Below are 17,404 nucleotides of genomic sequence, written 5' to 3' on the forward strand. Positions count from 1 at the left end.
CAGACCCGTCCTAGGCCAGACTCAGCTAACGGGCTTAGCCTGTCGGCATGAACGAGGTCGGCCGCCTTCTCATTTCCCTCGCCTTCGCCGGCGCGGGCCTGACCCTGGCGGGGGGCGGCGTCATCTGGTCCATGGACGAGGGCCGGCGGGTGCGCCGCAGCCTCACGCGCGTCCTCGGCGAGGCGCCCCACGCCCTGCTGGTGGCGCACGGCCGCGGCAAGGGCCTGGGCTTCAACTTCACCGCCAACCAGCTCGCCCTCACCTGGGACGCCGGCGGCTGGTGCCTGGTCTACAAGATCGAGGAGCTGATCGGGGCCGAGCTGGCCGTCGATGGCCAGGTGCTGGCCCGCGTCTGGCGCGGCGAGGCGCGGCGAGCGCTCGACATGCTGCGCGGCGCCGACACCCAGGTCACCTTCCGCCTGATCTTCGACGACGCCGCCCACCCCGATTTCGTCATGGACCTCTGGCTGCCCGAGGACGAGACGCGCAAGGGCGCCATGACCTCGGCGGAGGCCGTGCAGGAAGCGAACCGCTGGATCGCCCGCATCGAGTCCCTGCTGCGCCGGCCGCTGCCGCGCCGCGAGGCGCCGGTCGTCGCTCCGGCGTCCGCGCCGCCGCCCCCTGCCGCGGCGGCCCCGCCGTCGCCGGAGCCGCCCGTCGCCGCCGCGCCGCCCCGCGCGGTCGAGCCGCCGCCCTGGGAGGACGACGCCGAGGCCTTCGACGATGACGACGAGGCCGACGCCATAACTTGACAGCGTAAAATCATCGAGCGACCGTCCGCTCCGGGAGGGACCTTCACATGCCGATGCTGATCGCCGCCGCCGCCGTTTTCCTGGCCATCCACCTGTTGATCTCCGGCACCCGGGCGCGCGACGCCCTGACCGGCCGGATCGGTGAAGGTCCCTACATGGGCCTCTTCAGCCTCGCGTCCCTCGCCGGCATCGTCTGGCTGGGCTTCGCCTACGCCCAGGCGCGGCACGCCGCGGCCGACGACGTCCTCTGGGACATCACGCCCCTCACCCGCTCGGTCCAGCTCGCCCTGCAGCTCCTGGCCATGCTGCTGATCCTGCCGGGACTGACGACGCCCAATCCGACCAGCGTGCGCCAGGAGGCGAGCCTCCAGAACCCCGAGGTCGTGAAGGGCATGCTGCGGATCACCCGCCATCCCTTCCTCTGGGGCGTGGCGGTCTGGGCGCTCGGCCACCTGCTGGTGAACGGCGACCTCGCGTCGATCATGCTGTTCGGCTCGATGCTCGCGCTCGCCCTCTTCGGCACGGTCAGCATCGACGCCAAGCGCCGGCGCAAGCTGGGCAAGGGCTGGGACGCCTTCGCCGCCCAGACTTCCAACATCCCCTTCGCCGCCGTGGCCGCCGGCCGCCAGCGGCTGAGCCTCGGCGAGATCGGCTGGTGGCGCCTGGCCCTGGGGGTGATCGCCTGGGCCGCCCTCGGCTGGGCCCACCCGCTCCTCTTCGGCGTCCGCGCCTTCCCCTAAGCCAGGGCGAAGTCCACCGCCGCCTCGCAGTGCACGATGGCGGTGTCGACGCCGGGCAGCTCCAGCTCGGCCGGATCGATCAGCAGGCCGATCTCGGTGCAGCCGAAGATCACCCCGTCCGCGCCCGCCGCCCGGCCGCGACGGATCATCGCCAGCACCTCGTCCTTCGAGGCCGGCGAGATCACGCCCTGGCAGAGCTCGTCGTAGATGATGGCGTGCAGCCTCGCCCGCTCCTCCTCGCCGGGCACCAGCGATGGGAGGCCGGCGGCCGCCAGGCGGTCCCGGTAGAAGGCCTTCTCCATGGTGAAGCGGGTGGCGAGCAGCAGGGGCCGCGTAACGCCCCTGGCCTTCAAGGCGGCGGCGGTGGCGTCGGCGATGTGGATCAGCGGCACGCCGGCGGCGGCCTCCACCTGCGGCGCGTTCGTGTGCATCGTGTTGGCGCAGATCAGGATCGCCTCGGCGCCGGCCTCGGCCAGCCGGCGGGCGGCGTCGCCCAGGATCTCGCCCGTCGCGGCCCAGTCGTCTCTGGCCTGGAGCGCGGCGATCGGCGCGAAATCCACCGACCAGACGATCAGCTTGGCCGAGTGCAGCCCGCCCAGCCGCTCGCGCACCAGACGATTGAGCTCAGCGTAGTAGATCACCGTGCTCTCGGCGCTCATGCCGCCGAGCAGTCCCAGGGTCTTCATCAGATGTCCGCGTAGACGTGGGTTTCGCCAGCCGCGCCCGGGTGGGTGACCGCGCCGAGGTGGGCCGGGCCCACGGCCTGCGCGAACTTCCAGAGCGCGCCTGAGCCGTAGTTCGTCGTGCGCGGTTCCTCAAGCGACAGCTCGTGGGCGCGGTGCTCCAGCTCGATCGGATCGACCTCGAGCGCGATGGTCCCGGCGTCGGCGTCGATGGAGATGATGTCGCCGTCCTTGACGAGGGCGATCGGCCCGCCGGCCGCCGCCTCCGGCCCCACGTGGCCGACGCAGAGCCCGCGGGTCGCGCCCGAGAACCGGCCATCGGTGACGAGGGCGATGTTCTCCACCCCCTGGCCGTAGATGGCAGCGGTGGTCGACAGCATCTCGCGCATGCCGGGCCCGCCCCTCGGCCCCTCGTAGCGGATCACCAGCACATCGCCTTCCCGGTAGTGACGGGCCTCGACCGCGGCGAAGCAGGCTTCCTCGCCGTCGAACACCCGGGCCGGGCCGCGGTGTTTGGTGTGCTTCAGCCCGGCCACCTTGACGATGGCGCCGTCCGGGGCGAGCGAGCCCCACAGGCCGACGACCCCGCCGGTCGACGACAGTGGCCGGTCCGCCGGCCGGATGACGTCCTGGTCCGGGTTCCAGACGACGCCCTCGAGGTTCTCGCGGATCGTCCGGCCCGTCACGGTCATGCAGTCGCCGTGGATCAGGCCGGCGTCGAGCAGGGTCCGGAGCAGCATCGGCACGCCGCCCGCCTCGCCCATCGCCTTGGCCGGATAGCGACCGCCGGGCATCAGGTCGGCCAGGTAGGGCGTGCGCCTCATGATCTCGGCCACGTCGCGCAGGGTGAATTCGATCCCCGCCTCGTGCGCCATGGCCGGCAGGTGCAGGCCGCCGTTGGTCGAGCCGCCGGTCGCAGCCACCACCACGGCGGCGTTCTCGAAGGCCTCGCGGGTGCAGATGTCGCGCGGCCGGATGTTGCGCTCCAGGAGCCGCACCACCGCCTCGCCCGTGGCCCGGGCGTAGTCGTCGCGGCGCTCGTAGGCGGCCGGCAGGGCCGAGGACAGCGGCAGGGCCAGGCCGATCGCCTCGGAGACGCAGGCCATGGTGTTGGCCGTGTACTGCCCGCCGCAGGCCCCGTCGCCCGGACAGGCGTGCTGCTCCAGGTCGCAGAGCTCCTCGAGGCTCATCTGGCCGGCCGAGTGCTTTCCGACTCCCTCGAACACGTCCTGCACGGTCACCTCGCGCCCCTGCCACTGACCCGGCAGGATCGAGCCGCCGTAGATGAAGGCGCTCGGCACGTTCAGCCGCAGCATGGCCATCATCATTCCCGGCAAGGACTTGTCGCAGCCGGCGACGCCGACGAGGGCGTCGTAGGCATGGCCGCGCATGGTCAGTTCCACCGAGTCGGCGATCACCTCGCGGCTGACCAGGGAGGAGCGCATGCCCTCGTGGCCCATGGCGATGCCGTCGGTGACGGTGATGGTGCAGAACTCGCGCGGGGTCGCGCCGGCCGCCTTCACCCCCTCCGCCGCCGCATTGGCCTGGCGCATCAGCGAGGTGTTGCACGGGGCGGCCTGGTTCCAGCAAGAGGCGACGCCGACGAACGGCGCGGCGATGTCCCGGCTGCCGAGTCCCATGGCGTAGTAATAGGAGCGGTGCGGCGCGCGCGACGGCCCCTCGGTGGTGTGCCGGCTCGGCAGGCGGCTCTTGTCCCAGGATCCGTCGGGGCGGCGATGCATGGACCTCTAAGCTCCCAAGGCCTGGCGCGGTTCATCGGCGGACCTTCAGAGGATCGCCCCGGGGGGCAAAGAGCAAGCAAAGTCAGACACCTAGAAATCGGTCGGCGAGCTTGGCCGTTCGATGTCGGCCCACGCGCACCCCTAGGTTGTCGCTAGGGCAGGCCGGCCAATTGACTTCGGGTCACCTCGCGCCGCGCGCGAGATCGACCCTCGCAGCACCTGTGTCATCGGCGCCAGCCTAGGTGAGTGATAATAAGTTATCGCCGTTCACTTATCGGAATCCGTTGACGCGCCTAGGGTTGCTGACGCAGCTACTGCGCCATAACCGCGCAAAATAGCGCTCGCCAGGCTGCGGGGAGGCAGCGTCGACATGAATCTAAAACATACCCTCTTTGCGTCCGGCGCCCTGCTGGCAGTCTCGCTCGGAACCACCGCCCACGCCCAAACCGCAAGTAGCAAGCCGGCCGCCCCGGCCGCGGGCACGACCATCGAAGAGCTGGTGGTCACCGCTGAAAAGCGTGAGCAGAGCCTGCAGGACGTCCCCGTCGCCATCTCGGCCTTCACGGCCAAGCAGCGCGACGTGATGGGCATCACCTCGATCCAGGACTACACGAACTTCACCCCGGGCCTCGTCTATTCGAGCGCCACCGACCGCGCGAGCGTCCGCGGCATCGGCCGCCTGACCAACATCCACGCCGCCGACGCGGCCGTGGCCATCTACGTGGACGGCCTCTTCACCACCTCGACGGTGCTGGCCGGCGCCCCGCCGCTGCTGGTCGACCGGGTGGAAGTGCTGCGCGGCCCGCAGGGCACGCTCTACGGCCGCAACTCGATCGGCGGCGCGATCAACATCATCTCGCCGAAGCCGACCGATCACCCCTACGCCGAGGTGCGGGCGATCGCCGAGAACTTCGGCTACACCAACCTCCAGGTCGCCGCGTCCGGCCCGCTGGCCGAGGGCCTGCGCTTCCGCGTGGCCGGCTACAAGCTCGACCAGACCGAGGGCTACTACAAGAACGTCAACCGCAACATGCCGACCGAAGGCGCGAAGCGGAACGAGTACGACTGGCAGTTCCAGCTCGACGCCAACCTCGGCGAGCACGTGGAAGCCTGGCTGAAGTACGAGACCCTGCGGTGGGACAACCGCGGCGGCCCCGGCGCCCGCGCCGGCTATCTCGGCGGCGCCTACGAGACCGCGCTGATGGATCCGGCCTTCACCGTGATCTACAACCCGGCCCACGGCTATTCGACCGCCAGCGGCCTCGCCGGCGTCGTCCCGGGCAGCCTGCAGCAGTTCAACGGCGGCACGACCACCACCAACCCGGCGCTGAACGACGCCCACACCTTCAACACCAACACGCCGCTGCACGTGCGCCTGACCAACACGCACCTGCTGTCGACCACCCTCGTGTACCATGCGCCGAAATTCGACGTTAAGTACCTGGGAAGCCACGAGAACTACGACTACGACCTGACCGGCGACATGGACAACACCAACGTCGCCTCCTACCAGATCCCGCTCGCTCCGGGCTCGATCTGCGGCACCCTGCACGGGGCCTTCGCGGCCGGCCTGTCGCCGCAGGACTGCGCCCCGCTCACGGTCAACGGCAACAACACCTACTACTACTTCGAACACCCGACGTGGACGAGCCACGAGATCAACATCACGTCGACCACGGACTCGCCGCTGCAGTGGATCCTCGGCGCCTACTACTTCAAGGAAGACTACGCCGCGACCGTGCCGACGGCGAACCTCGCCACGGCCAATAGCCCGCAGCTGCAGCACCCGATCCTGGGCGCGGCGGCCAACCCGTCGGGCAACTGGGCGACCAACGAGTACAGCATGACCACCGAGAGCAAGGCGCTCTTCGGCCAGCTGGACTGGAAGGCCACCGAAACCCTGAAGTTCACGGCCGGCCTGCGCTACACCAAGGACCACAAGTACGGCTCGGAAGCCTATCGCATCCTCTGCTATTCCGACGCCTGTATGCCGAGCCTCTACACTGCGCTGGGCCTCAACGGCTTCGGTCCCGGCACCGCGGCCAACTGGGGTAGCCTCCTCGGCAACCTGAACGCCCTCGGCAGCCTCGCCCCGGTGCTCGGCATTCCGGCCCTCGCGGGCCTGAACGGCCTCGGCAACGGCGCGCTGGACATCACCGGCAACCTGGTGCCGGTCACCGGCCCCGGCGGCATCAAGGGCGTCACCGACCCGGTGAAGTGCACCACGCCGACCACCTGCACCCAGGGCGCAGTCGATCCGAAGACGGGCCGCTTCATCCGTCACCTTGACGACACCTCCGACGCCTGGACCGGCACCCTCGGCGCCCAGTGGGATCCGTCGGAAGGCACCATGGCCTACGCCCGCTACAGCCGCGGCTACAAGGCGTTCGGCTTCGCCGCCGGCAGCCTGCTGAGCCAGCCCGAGGCGAAGGAAGAGACCGTCAACGCCTTCGAAGTCGGCCTGAAGAAGAACTTCGGCCGGAACCTGCAGGTGAACGCCGCCCTCTTCTACCTGGACTACGCCAACCTCCAGGCCCCGGTGACGGTCGTGAACAACGGCATCGCCGCGACGCAGTTCATCAACGTGCCGAAGTCGCGGTCCGACGGTCTGGAGCTGGACGTGATCTGGCAGCCGATCGACCCGCTGCGCCTGTCGCTGGATTACTCGTTCAACGACACGGAGATCACCAAGAGCGGTCTCTACACCGACGTGAACAACACCGGCAGCGGCCCCGTCAGCGTGAAGGGCAACAAGCTGCCCCAGGCGCCGCGGAACAAGGTCGCCCTGAACGGCACCTACACGTTCAACCTGGATCCGGGCAATCTGAGCCTGAGCGCCAGCTACGTGTGGCGTGACAAGGCCTACGCCAACATCTTCACGCGCTCCTACAACGAAGCGCCGTCCTGGGATCAGTTCGACCTGCGGGCCGCCTTCACCGATCGGGACAACAAGTACACGATCATCGGCTACGTGAAGAACGTCGGCGACACCAAGGGCTACGACGCGGCCATCGCCGCTTCGCAGCGCATCTCGACCCCCACCGGGGCGCCGAACTTCGAGCTCACCCCGCCGCGCACCTACGGCGTCGAGCTGCAGTATCGCTTCTTCTAAGCCTTAGGCCCTCATCGGCCCGAAGAGGGCGCTCCGGTTCGCCGGAGCGCCCTTTTTCTTGGTCCGACGGACATTTTGACAGACCGACCTGCTTTTCAAATTTTTTCGCCAGTTCTGCCAAATAGCTAGGTAAACTGAACGTCGATCACCCGTACCGGCTCTTGAATGGCGAATTGACGTACCGCGTGTTCTAATTCAGCCTCCCCAGCGTTAAGCCGGCGCGGCCGCAGAGCCGCCCGGGGTTCGGGAGGGGCTCTTCAGATGATTTCCAGGACGACTCTGCTCGCCACCAGCGCCCTGCTGGCCGCCTCGCTCAGCGCAGGCCAGAAGGCCGCGGCCCAGGACGCCCGCCAGGCTCGGCCAACCGCGGCCGGCGCCACCACCATCGAGGAGCTGGTGGTCACCGCCGAGAAGCGGGCCCAGAACCTCCAGGACGTGCCCGTGGCCGTCTCCGCCTTCACGTCCGAGAGGCGAGACCTGGTGGGCATCAACACCATCCAGGACCTCACCAACTTCACCCCCGGCCTCGCCTACTCGTCGGGCAACGACCGGATCTTCCTGCGGGGCATCGGCCGGCTCACCAACAACCTGGCCTCCGAGCCGGGCGTCGCCAACTACAACGACGGCTTCTATTCCTCGTTCTCGACCAACGCCGCCCTGCCGCCGATCCTCGTCGACCGCATCGAGGTGCTGCGCGGGCCTCAGGGCACGCTCTACGGCCGCAACGCGGTCGGCGGGGCGATCAACATCATTACCAAGCGCCCGACCCAGGAGTTCTCCGGCGAGGCGCGGATGATCGTCGGCAACTACGGGCTCAAGAACTACCAGATGCTCGTCAGCCTGCCGGTGAACGAGGACCTGCGCTTCTCCGTCGGCGGCTACCACATCGACGAGGACGGCGGCTGGTTCCACAACGTCGCCGGCGGTCCTGACGAGGGCGAGGTGCGGCGCGAGACCTATCTGATCGCCCAGATGGACGCCACGCTCGGCCCCGTCGACGTCTGGCTGAAGTACGACAGCTTCCAGATGCGCGACCGGGCGACGCCCGGCGGGCGCACCAGCGGCAGCGCCCTCACCCCGGTGGATCCCTCGCTCTTCCCGCCCGGCACGCTCTCGCCGCCCACCGGCTACGGCCTGCTGTCGGGCCTGAACCTGACGGCGCTCGGACCGGCGCGGAACAACATCGTCTTCCAGACCGGCGACGTGCGGGCCTTCAGCGCCAATACGCCGAGCACCCAGCACGAGGACCCGACCCAGGAGCTCGCCGCCCACGTGACCTGGCATCTGCCGGGCATGGACCTGAAGTACGTCGGGGGCTATGGGCGCTATTTCTACAATCAGATCAGCGACTACGATAACACCGCGGTGCTGTCCTACCAGGTTCCGCTGAACCCGACGGCGGTCTGCCGCTTCGTGCCGGGGTGCCAGCCGCTGACCGTGCGCCCGAACGTCATCCTCAACTACATCGAGGACAAGAAGTTCTGGAGCAACGAGTTCGACCTCGCCTCCACCGGAAGCGGGCCGCTGCAGTGGATCGCCGGCCTCTACGAGTACGAGGAGCAGTACCACCAGCCGGTCTACATCACCGAGCCGGACCAGGCGCAGCTCTCCACGCCCTCGAGCGCGGCCCCGAACCCGACGCGGCTGATCTACTACACCGACCAGTTCATGCACGCGCAGTCGCGGGCGGCCTTCGGCCAGGTCGACTGGCAGGCGAGCGACACGGTCAAGCTCACCGCCGGCCTTCGCTACACCTTCGACAAGAAGAAGGGCGTCGAACAGGGCCGCCTGTTCTGCTTCGGCTGTTCGGCGGCGGTGGACCCGCGCAACCTCGGGACCCTGACCCCGGTCATCGACATCACCGGCTCGAGCTTCAGCGGCGCGCGCCCGACCGGTTCGACCCTGCCGCAGAAGGGCGTCGTGGCCCCCGCGGTCACCGACCCGGCGACCGGCATTCGCAGCCGCCGCCTGGCCGACACGTGGGACGCCTGGACCGGCACGGTCGGGGTGGAATGGAAGCCCGAGGCGCGGACCATGGCCTATGCCAAGTACAGCCGCGGCTACAAGGCGGGCGGCTTCAACTCCGGGACCATCCAGGCCTTCCCCGAGACCGACGCCGAGCACGTCGACGCCTACGAAGTCGGGCTGAAGCGCGACTGGAGCCCTACGCTGCAGACCAACGTCTCGACCTTCTATTACGACTATCAGGACGCCCAGGTGCCGATCAGCGTCCAGTTCCCGAGCCAGCCGATCATCACCCTGTTCTTCAACCTGCCGAAGGTGCGCAACATCGGCTTCGAGCTGGAGAGCACCTGGATCCCGCTCGAGAACCTGCAGCTGCTGTTCAACTACGCCTACCTCGACGCCAGGATCACCGATCCCGGCGCCATCCAGGACCCGGTGACCGGCGTCGTCGGCGCCAAGAACAACCACATGCCGCTGTCGGCCAAGAACAAGGTCTCGCTGAACGCGAACTACACCTGGGAGCTGAGCGGCGGATCGCTGAACCTGTCCGGCAGCTACGTCTGGCGGGACAAGGTCTACAGCTCGATCTTCGACCATCCCTGGTACCAGGCCGGCGCCCGGGGCCAGATCGACGCGCGCGCCACCTGGACCGGCGAGTCCAAGCGCTACAGCGTCATCGTCTATGGCAAGAACCTGACGGACGAGAAGGACTTCGACACCGTCAGCGCCACCGTCCAGTCGAACGGCAGCCTCAGCCGCACCTATGTCCTCGTGCCGCCGCGCACCTATGGCGTGGAACTACAATACCGCTTCTAGAGGCTCGACCATCGGCTGATCGCGCCAGGCGTCCCGCTCCGGCGGGGCGCCTTTCGCTTTGCGGCTTGACGTCCGCCGCGCCGATGCGCCCTACAGCACGGGACAAGATCGAGGGAGCCCAGACGTGAGCCAGACCTTCCGCGCCCTGCGCGTTCACAAGACCGACGCCGGCCAGGAGCTCCGCTTCGAGGACCTCACCCTCGCCGATCTCGGCGAAGGCGACGTGGTGGTCCGCGTCGACCACTCCACCGTCAACTTCAAGGACGGTCTGGCTCTCACCGGCAAGTCGCCGGTGGTGCGCGCCTTCCCGCTGGTTCCGGGGATCGACTTCGCCGGCGTGGTGGAAAGCTCCGACCACGCCGAGTTCAAGGCCGGCGACCGGGTGGTGCTGAACGGCTGGGGCGTGGGCGAGGGCCACAACGGCGGCTACGCCCAGATGGCCCGGGTCAAGGGCGACTGGCTGGTGAAGCTGCCGGACGCGATCTCCAACGCCCACGCCATGGCCATCGGCACCGCCGGCTACACGGCTTTGCTCTGCGTGCTCGGCCTCGAGCGCCTGGGCGTCACGCCGCAGAAGGGCGAGGTGCTGGTGACCGGCGCGGCCGGCGGCGTCGGCAGCGTCGCCATCGCCGTGCTGTCGAAGCTCGGCTACACCGTCGTCGCCTCCTCGCGCCGCAAGGAGACCGAGGGCGACTACCTGCGCGGCCTCGGCGCCGCCGACGTGGTGGACGCCGCCGACTTCCAGGGCCCGGCCCGCCCGCTCGCCAAGGAGCGCTGGGCCGGCGCGGTGGACGCGGTCGGCAGCCACACCCTCGCCAACGTGCTGTCCCAGACCCGCTATGGCGGCGTCGTCACCGCCTGCGGCCTCGCCCAGGGCATGGACCTACCCGGCTCCGTCGCGCCCTTCATCCTGCGCGGCGTCACCCTCGCCGGCATCGACAGCGTCATGCGTCCCAAGCCCGATCGCGTGGAGGCCTGGAATCGCCTCGCCAAGGACCTGGACCTCGCCAAGCTCGACGCCATGACCAGCCGCGCCAGCCTCGCCGACCTCCCCCGCCTCGGGACCGAGATCCTCGAAGGCAAGGTCCGCGGCCGCGTCGTCGTCGACGTCAACGCCTGACGCGCGGGCGAGGCGATCGCCGCGCTTCGCCCCTCAGAGCGCCTTCTCGATCTCCTCCGTCACCTCGCTGTCCAGCGGGTCGGTGCGCGGGCCGAAGGCGCGGATCGCCTCGCCGTTCCTGCCGATCAGGATCTTGTGGAAGTTCCACACCGGCTCGGCCGGCTCGCCGAGCTGGCCCACGGCCCACTTATAGAACGGGTGGGCGGTGTCGCCCTTGACGTCAGTCTTGGCGGTGAGCGGGAAGTCGATGCTGAACCGCGTCTCGCAGAAGTCCTTGATCTCGGATTCGGTCCCCGGCTCCTGGCCGGCGAACTGGTTGCAGGGCACGCCCAGCACCACCAGACCACGGTCCTTGTACTCCGAATAGAGCTTCTCGAGCCCGTCGTACTGGGGGGTGAGTCCGCATTGGGAGGCGGTGTTGACCACCAGCACCACCTTGTCGCGGAAGGTGGTCAGCGGCAGCGGCGCGCCGTCGATGGTCTGGAAGGCGAACTCGTGGGCGCTGGCGGACATGGGGCGTCTCCTCTGGGTGGCGGCATCACAACCTTTGCGGAGGATATGGTCGTCCTCCTGTGGCGCCGGCGCAACTTAACGTAACGTTGTGTGCCCCCGGATCGCGGAACGTCGTTCATCCGTCATTGACGCCCAACTCAGCCGGCGCAAGCCTCAGCGGATAACAACAAACGGTCACGCAATGACGTGCCCGGGGAGGAAAACCAATGAGCCTGAAGATCCATCTTCTGGCGACGAGCGCGTTGCTCGCCGCCGTAACTGCGTCGGCCGCGGAGGCGCAAACGCGTCCTGCCAGCGGCACCACCATCGAGGAACTGGTCGTCACCGCCCAAAAGCGCGAGGAAGCGCTCCAGGACGTGCCGATCGCCGTCTCCGCCTTCAACCAGGACTCGCTCGAGAAGCAGAAGATCGAAGGCGGTCCGAACCTCGTCCTGGCCGTTCCCAACGTGAACTTCGCCAAGGGCAACTTCACCGGCTACAACTTCCAGATCCGCGGCATCGGCTCGAAGCTGACCGCCGGCTCCGGCGACGCCGGCATCGCGGTGCACCTCAACAACGCCCCGCTGATCTCCAACAACCTGTTCGAATCGGAGTTCTACGACCTCGAGCGGGTCGAAGTGCTGCGCGGTCCGCAGGGCACCCTGTATGGCCGTAACGCCACCGGCGGCGTGATCAACCTGATCAGCGCCAAGCCCACCGACCACTTCGAGGCCATGGGCCGGGCCGAATACGGCAACCACAACGCCATCCGCGCCCGCGGCATGGTCAACATCCCGCTCGGCGACATGTTCGCCGTGCGCCTGGCCGGCACCTACCTGAAGCGCGACGGCTACGGGAAGAACATCACCACCGGCAACGAGGCCGACGACCGCGACCTCTACGGCACCCGCGCCTCGATCTCCTTCACCCCGAGCTCGAGCCTCAAGGCCTATGTGGTCTGGGATCACTTCAAGGAAGACGACAACCGTTCGCGCGTCGGCAAGCAGCTGTGCGTGAAGGACCCGGGCCCGGCGACCCTCGGCGGCCTCGGCTACTCCGCCAACTCGGGCGTCGCCCTCATCGAGCGCGGCTTCTTCACCCAGGGCTGTCAGGCGACGCCGGTCAACTCGCCGAACATCTTCGGCACGGTGAACAGCCAGTCCACCCTCGGCGCGCTCTACGCCGCCCTCACCGGCCAGCAGACCGGCGACGCCTTCGCCGGCAAGATGCAGGACCCGAACCCCTACAACATCGAGTCCTTCTTCGATCCGGTGTACCGGGCCAAGTCCGACATCTACGAGGCGAACGTCGCCTGGAACCCGACGGACTCCCTGACCCTGAGCTGGACCGGCGCCTACAGCGTCAACGACCTCTACACGCAGGAAGACTACTTCCGTTACGTGCCGAGCGTCGCGATGAACGCCACGCCGAACCCGATCAACTACTTCACCTCGCCCGCGGCCGTGGCGGGCGTCGGCCTGCCGCCGGCGACCTATGCGGCGATCTACGCCACCTTGTTCCCGGGCGGCGTCATCAACGACCCGCAGCTCGGCGCGCGTAACCTGTTCACCACGGTGGACATCTCGGGCAGCCACAGCCGGTCCTACAGCCACGAAGTGCGACTGCAGTCCGACTTCAAGGGCCCGCTGAACTTCAACGTCGGCGCGCTCAAGATGAACTACGAGTCGAGCGGCGACTACTATGTGATGTTCAACCCGTCGACCGCCTACAACCAGCTCAACAACTTCCTGATCACGGCGGCGTCGGGTACGCCGAACCCGCTCTGCACGACGGCGCCTTGCCTGGGGATCGACCAGAACCAGCAGCCGAACCGGTCGGGCCACAACTACTACGACAACTACCAGCCCTATAAGCTGGATTCCTCGGCGATCTTCGGCGAGGCCTATTACCAGATGACGGACACCTTCAAGTGGACGTTGGGCCTGCGCTACACCGACGACAAGAAGACAGTGCAGAACTACGCCGTGACGCTGAGCGCGCCCGGCTTTGGCCTGATCCCCTCGACCCCGGCCTCGTCCAGCGTCGAGTTCAAGAAGGTCACCGGCCGCCTCGGTTTCGACTGGAAGCCGAAGCTCGACTTCACCGACGAGACCCTGATCTACGCCTTCTACTCGCGGGGCTATAAGGCCGGCGGCCTGAACCCGGCCTGTTCGGCGGCGGCGGGCGTCATCTGTCCGAAGCCGACCTTCGCGCCCGAGTTCGTGGACGCCTACGAAATTGGGACGAAGAACACCCTGCTCGGCGGCGCCATGCAGCTGAACGTGACCGGGTTCTACTACAACTACACCGGCTACCAGATCTCCAAGATCGTGAACCGGAACGCGCTGAACGAGAACATCGACGCCAAGATCAAGGGCGTCGAGGTCGAGTCGATCTGGCAACCGGTGGCCGGGCTCCGCCTGAACGCCAACGTCGGCTGGCTGGACACCGAGATCGGCGGCGGCGAGTCCATCGACACCTTCGACCGCACCCAGGGCGCGGCCGGGCTGATCCTGGCCAAGTCGTCGGCGGCGTCGAACTGCGTGACGACCCTGACCTCGGCTCAGACGGCGCTGTCGATCGCCAACGCCACCAACGACCCGTACGTCCTGCTCGGCCTCTGCAGCGCGGCCTCCACGGCCGGCGCGGGCACGCTGATCCCGGGCACCAACGCGGTCTCGGTGGGCTCCAACCCCTTCGGCGGCGCGATCAGCGATGGCGTGCCGGTCCAGCTGAAGGGCAAGGAGCTGCCGAACTCGCCGCACTTCACGGTGTCGCTCGGCGCCCAATACACCTGGGACTTCGGGCCGAACTGGGCGGCGACGCTGCGCGGCGATTACTACTGGCAGGATAAGTCCTACGCCCGCATCTACAACAGCGCGGCCGACCGGCTCGACTCCTGGCAGAACGTGAACGCCACCTTCACCATGGCCAACGCCGACAAGGGGTGGGAATTCGGGGCGTACGTGAAGAACGCCACCGACGAGCACGCCATCCAGGACTTCTACCTGACCGACGACAGCTCGGGCCTGTTCCGCAACGCCTTCTACACGGAGCCGCGTACCTACGGCGTCTTCGTCCAGAAGAAGTGGTGACCTGAAGCTCCAATCCTGAGCGAGGGCGGCAGAGACATCTGCCGCCCTTTTTCTTTGCGCTCTCGATAATCGCGTTTTTGAAATTCGAGTACGCCGACGCCTACTCAGAATTGGACGGAATTTTGATTGACGCGTCGGAAAGCGAGGATCAGCCTCCCCTAAAAATTACAAAAGCGTCACATGACGCGATATGGGGAGGACGCAGCGTGAACTATAAAGTGAGCCTGTTTGCGACCAGCGCTCTGCTGGCCGCTGCGGTGGGCGGCGTAAGCCACGCCCAGACACGACCCGGCGGGCCGACCTCCGCCACCACGATCGAGGAACTGGTCGTCACCGCTGAGAAGCGGGAGCAGAACCTCCAGGACGTGCCGGTGGCCGTCTCCGCCTTCACCGACAACAAGCGCGAACTGGTCGGGATCAACTCGATCCAGGACATGACCAACTTCACGCCTGGCCTGACCTACAATTCGGCCACCGACCGGGTGTCGCTCCGCGGCGTCGGGCGACTGACCAACGTGCTGTCCGGCGACGCCTCGGTCGCCAACTACAACGACGGCGTCTACGAGACCTTCGCCGTCCAGGCCGGCCGATCGACGCTCTTCCTGGATCGGGTCGAGGTGCTGCGGGGGCCGCAGGGCACGCTCTACGGCCGCAACTCCATCGGCGGCGCCATCAACGAGATCTCCAAGCGTCCGACGGAGCAGTGGTACGCCGAGGTTCGCGGCACCTACGAGAACTATGACCACCACATCCTCGAGGGCGCGATCTCGGGGCCGACCTTCATCCCCAACGTCCAGTTCCGCCTCGCCGGCGACTGGGAGCGTCAGACCGAGGGCTGGTCGAAGAACGTCATCCCCGGCGCGCCGAGCGAAGGCAACGTCATCAATGAGTGGTTCCTCGAGGGCCAGCTGCAGGGCAAGTTCTTCAACGACAAGCTGGACTTCTGGGCCAAGTGGGGCGACGGCGTCTGGCACAACGGCGCGGGCGGTCCGGGCGGCGGCTCCGGCGGGTGGACCCCGGCGCCCTATCCGACCTACGAGTTCGCGACCCCCGGCGGCATCCAGCTGAACGCCGGCTACGCGTGCAATCCCGCCTCCGGCGTCACCAATGTGGTCAACGTCTCGCCCCTCGGCTGCGTGAATCCCGCGCAGAGCTCACCCTGGAAGATCGCCCGGATCATTCCCTACGTGGTGCGCCTGCCGGTCTACAACACCGAGGCGATCCACCTGACCTGGCACGCCAAGAACTTCGACATCAAGTACGTCACCGGCGGCGTCGACTATCACTACAAGCTCACCGGCCCGACCTCGACGGCCGGCGGCTCGCTGCTCAACACCTCGACGACACCGGTGCTGGCCTACACGCTGGCGAGCGGCCTGCGCGTGTTCCCGCAGGAGGCCTTCGACTACCGCGAGTACAACCGGTTCTGGAGCCACGAGGTCAATATCGTCTCCACTTGGGACAGCCCGCTCCAGTACGTGGTCGGCGCATACTACTTCCGGCAGACCTATCGCCAGCCGGTCTACACCACCCTCCATGCGCAGCCGCAGTGGAACGGCCCCTTCTTCCTGCCCTCCGTGTTCTGCGGCGCCACCGGCGGCGTCTGCGCGCCCGAGACCGACAACCGGCGGTACGATAACCGGCCGCATTCCGAAGCCATCTCCTGGGCCACGTTCGGGCAGATCGACTACAAGATCACCGACCAGTGGAAGGCCACGCTCGGCCTGCGCTACAGCCACGACCGCAAGGACGGCACCGAGTCCGTGCGGCTGCTGTGCTGGGGCACCTCGGTCTGCTACGGCGGCTTCCCGGCCGAAGTCTTCGGGCCTGCCGGCCCGCAGGTCGCCGACATCACCGCCTTCGCCGTCTCGAATCCGCCGGCCAACGCCCTGCCCCGCGGCATCGTCTCGCCCACGCGCTTCGACCCGGCGACGGGCCTGGCGTCGCGCGACTACGACTCCACCTGGCAGGCCACCACCGGAACCGCCGGACTGGAGTGGCAGCCCGACACCGACACCAACGTCTACGCCAAGTACAGCCGCGGCTATAAGTCCGGCGGCTATTACGTCGGGATCTTCACCTTCCTCGCCCCCAACGCCTGGGCCGACAAGGAACTGGTCGACTCCTACGAGATCGGCCTGAAGAAGAACTTCGGCAGCACGCTGCAGACCAACCTGGCCGCCTACTATTACGACTACAAGAACCTGCAGGTGCCGATCTCGGTGCTCTCGGGCGCGGGCCAGGTGGCGACCAACTTCATCAACGTTCCGAAGTCCGTGAGCCAGGGCTTCGAGGCGGAGATCACCTGGCTGCCGATCGAGAACCTGCAGGTCCTGTTCAACTATTCGTACAACGACGCCCACGTGAAGAAGGGCTCGGCCATCGACGTCGCCGACCCGACGGCCACCCAGCCGGGCGCCAAGCCCATCGACACGCTGGGCACCCAGGATCTGTCCGGCAACCGCTTGCCGAACGCCCCCAAGAACAAGTTCGCCGTAAACGCCAACTACACTTGGCGGTCTCTGTTCGGCGGCGATCTCGTGGGCTCGGTGAGCTACGTCTGGCGTGACGCCCAGTACGGCGCGCTCTTCACGCGCGCCTACAACCGCGCGCCCTCGTGGGACCAGTGGGACGCCCGCCTGACCTGGACGTCGGCCGACAGCCGCAACCGGGTGATCCTGTTCGGGAAGAACATCTTCAACAAGATCGGCTACGACGGCGGCGCTATCGGCTCGGCCTTCGTCGGCACCGTGGTCAACCCGGCGACGGCCGCCCAGACCGTCGTCAACCAGGGTATCTGGAGCACCTATTCGGTGACCCCTCCCCGGACCTACGGCATCGAGATCCAGCACAAGTTCTTCTAGGCTGGAGATCACTGATCAGACCA

Annotated in this window: 10 protein-coding genes; 7 read left to right on the forward strand and 3 right to left on the reverse strand. The window is 67.7% G+C overall.

Features of this window, described 5'->3' with window-relative positions:
- Nucleotides 1-47 precede the first annotated feature (47 nt).
- Both DJ017_RS15145 and DJ017_RS15150 read left to right on the forward strand, forming a co-directional pair.
- Entirely contained in the window at nt 48-752 is a 705-nt protein-coding gene (locus DJ017_RS15145; protein ID WP_111529498.1) for a hypothetical protein, read from the forward strand.
- Between the two features lie 47 nt (nt 753-799).
- Nucleotides 800-1,492: an NnrU family protein gene (locus DJ017_RS15150; RefSeq protein ID WP_111529499.1), complete on the forward strand. Its 693-nt coding sequence runs from the start codon at nt 800-802 to the stop codon at nt 1,490-1,492.
- Here the strand turns inward: DJ017_RS15150 and DJ017_RS15155 are convergent.
- The gene (locus DJ017_RS15155) at nt 1,489-2,178 is read right to left on the reverse strand and encodes an aspartate/glutamate racemase family protein (protein ID WP_111529500.1); all 690 of its coding nucleotides are present in this window, start codon (nt 2,176-2,178) and stop codon (nt 1,489-1,491) included. The two genes, DJ017_RS15150 and DJ017_RS15155, sit on opposite strands and share 4 nt — an antisense overlap.
- Nucleotides 2,178-3,917, reverse strand: a complete 1,740-nt coding sequence (gene ilvD, locus DJ017_RS15160) for a dihydroxy-acid dehydratase (RefSeq protein WP_111529501.1) — start codon at nt 3,915-3,917, stop codon at nt 2,178-2,180. Before ilvD ends, DJ017_RS15155 begins: the two co-directional genes overlap by 1 nt.
- A gap of 370 nt (nt 3,918-4,287) precedes the next feature.
- Here ilvD and DJ017_RS15165 point away from each other — a divergent pair, with 370 nt between their 5' ends.
- The 3 genes from DJ017_RS15165 to acuI all read left to right on the forward strand — a co-directional run bounded on the left by DJ017_RS15165 (nt 4,288) and on the right by acuI (nt 10,930).
- Nucleotides 4,288-7,029: a TonB-dependent receptor gene (locus DJ017_RS15165; protein ID WP_111529502.1), complete on the forward strand. Its 2,742-nt coding sequence runs from the start codon at nt 4,288-4,290 to the stop codon at nt 7,027-7,029.
- A gap of 261 nt (nt 7,030-7,290) precedes the next feature.
- Complete coding sequence (locus DJ017_RS15170) at nt 7,291-9,810, forward strand: TonB-dependent receptor (protein WP_111529503.1); 2,520 nt, start codon at nt 7,291-7,293, stop codon at nt 9,808-9,810.
- 124 nt (nt 9,811-9,934) lie between these two features.
- Nucleotides 9,935-10,930 (forward strand): acrylyl-CoA reductase (NADPH), encoded by a 996-nt coding sequence (gene acuI, locus DJ017_RS15175; protein WP_111529504.1) that lies wholly within the window; start codon nt 9,935-9,937, stop codon nt 10,928-10,930.
- A 33-nt stretch (nt 10,931-10,963) separates the two neighbouring features.
- Here acuI and DJ017_RS15180 read toward each other — a convergent pair whose 3' ends face one another.
- Nucleotides 10,964-11,443, reverse strand: a complete 480-nt coding sequence (locus tag DJ017_RS15180; RefSeq protein WP_111529505.1) for a glutathione peroxidase — start codon at nt 11,441-11,443, stop codon at nt 10,964-10,966.
- Nucleotides 11,444-11,649: 206 nt separating this feature from the next.
- Here DJ017_RS15180 and DJ017_RS15185 point away from each other — a divergent pair, with 206 nt between their 5' ends.
- On the forward strand, nt 11,650-14,517 hold the full coding sequence (locus DJ017_RS15185) for a TonB-dependent receptor (RefSeq protein ID WP_111529506.1): 2,868 nt from the start codon (nt 11,650-11,652) through the stop codon (nt 14,515-14,517).
- A gap of 206 nt (nt 14,518-14,723) precedes the next feature.
- On the forward strand, nt 14,724-17,381 hold the full coding sequence (locus tag DJ017_RS15190) for a TonB-dependent receptor (RefSeq protein ID WP_133255462.1): 2,658 nt from the start codon (nt 14,724-14,726) through the stop codon (nt 17,379-17,381).
- Nucleotides 17,382-17,404: the final 23 nt, after the last annotated feature.

The sequence above is a fragment of the Phenylobacterium soli genome (assembly GCF_003254475.1).
GTDB lineage: Bacteria > Pseudomonadota > Alphaproteobacteria > Caulobacterales > Caulobacteraceae > Phenylobacterium > Phenylobacterium soli.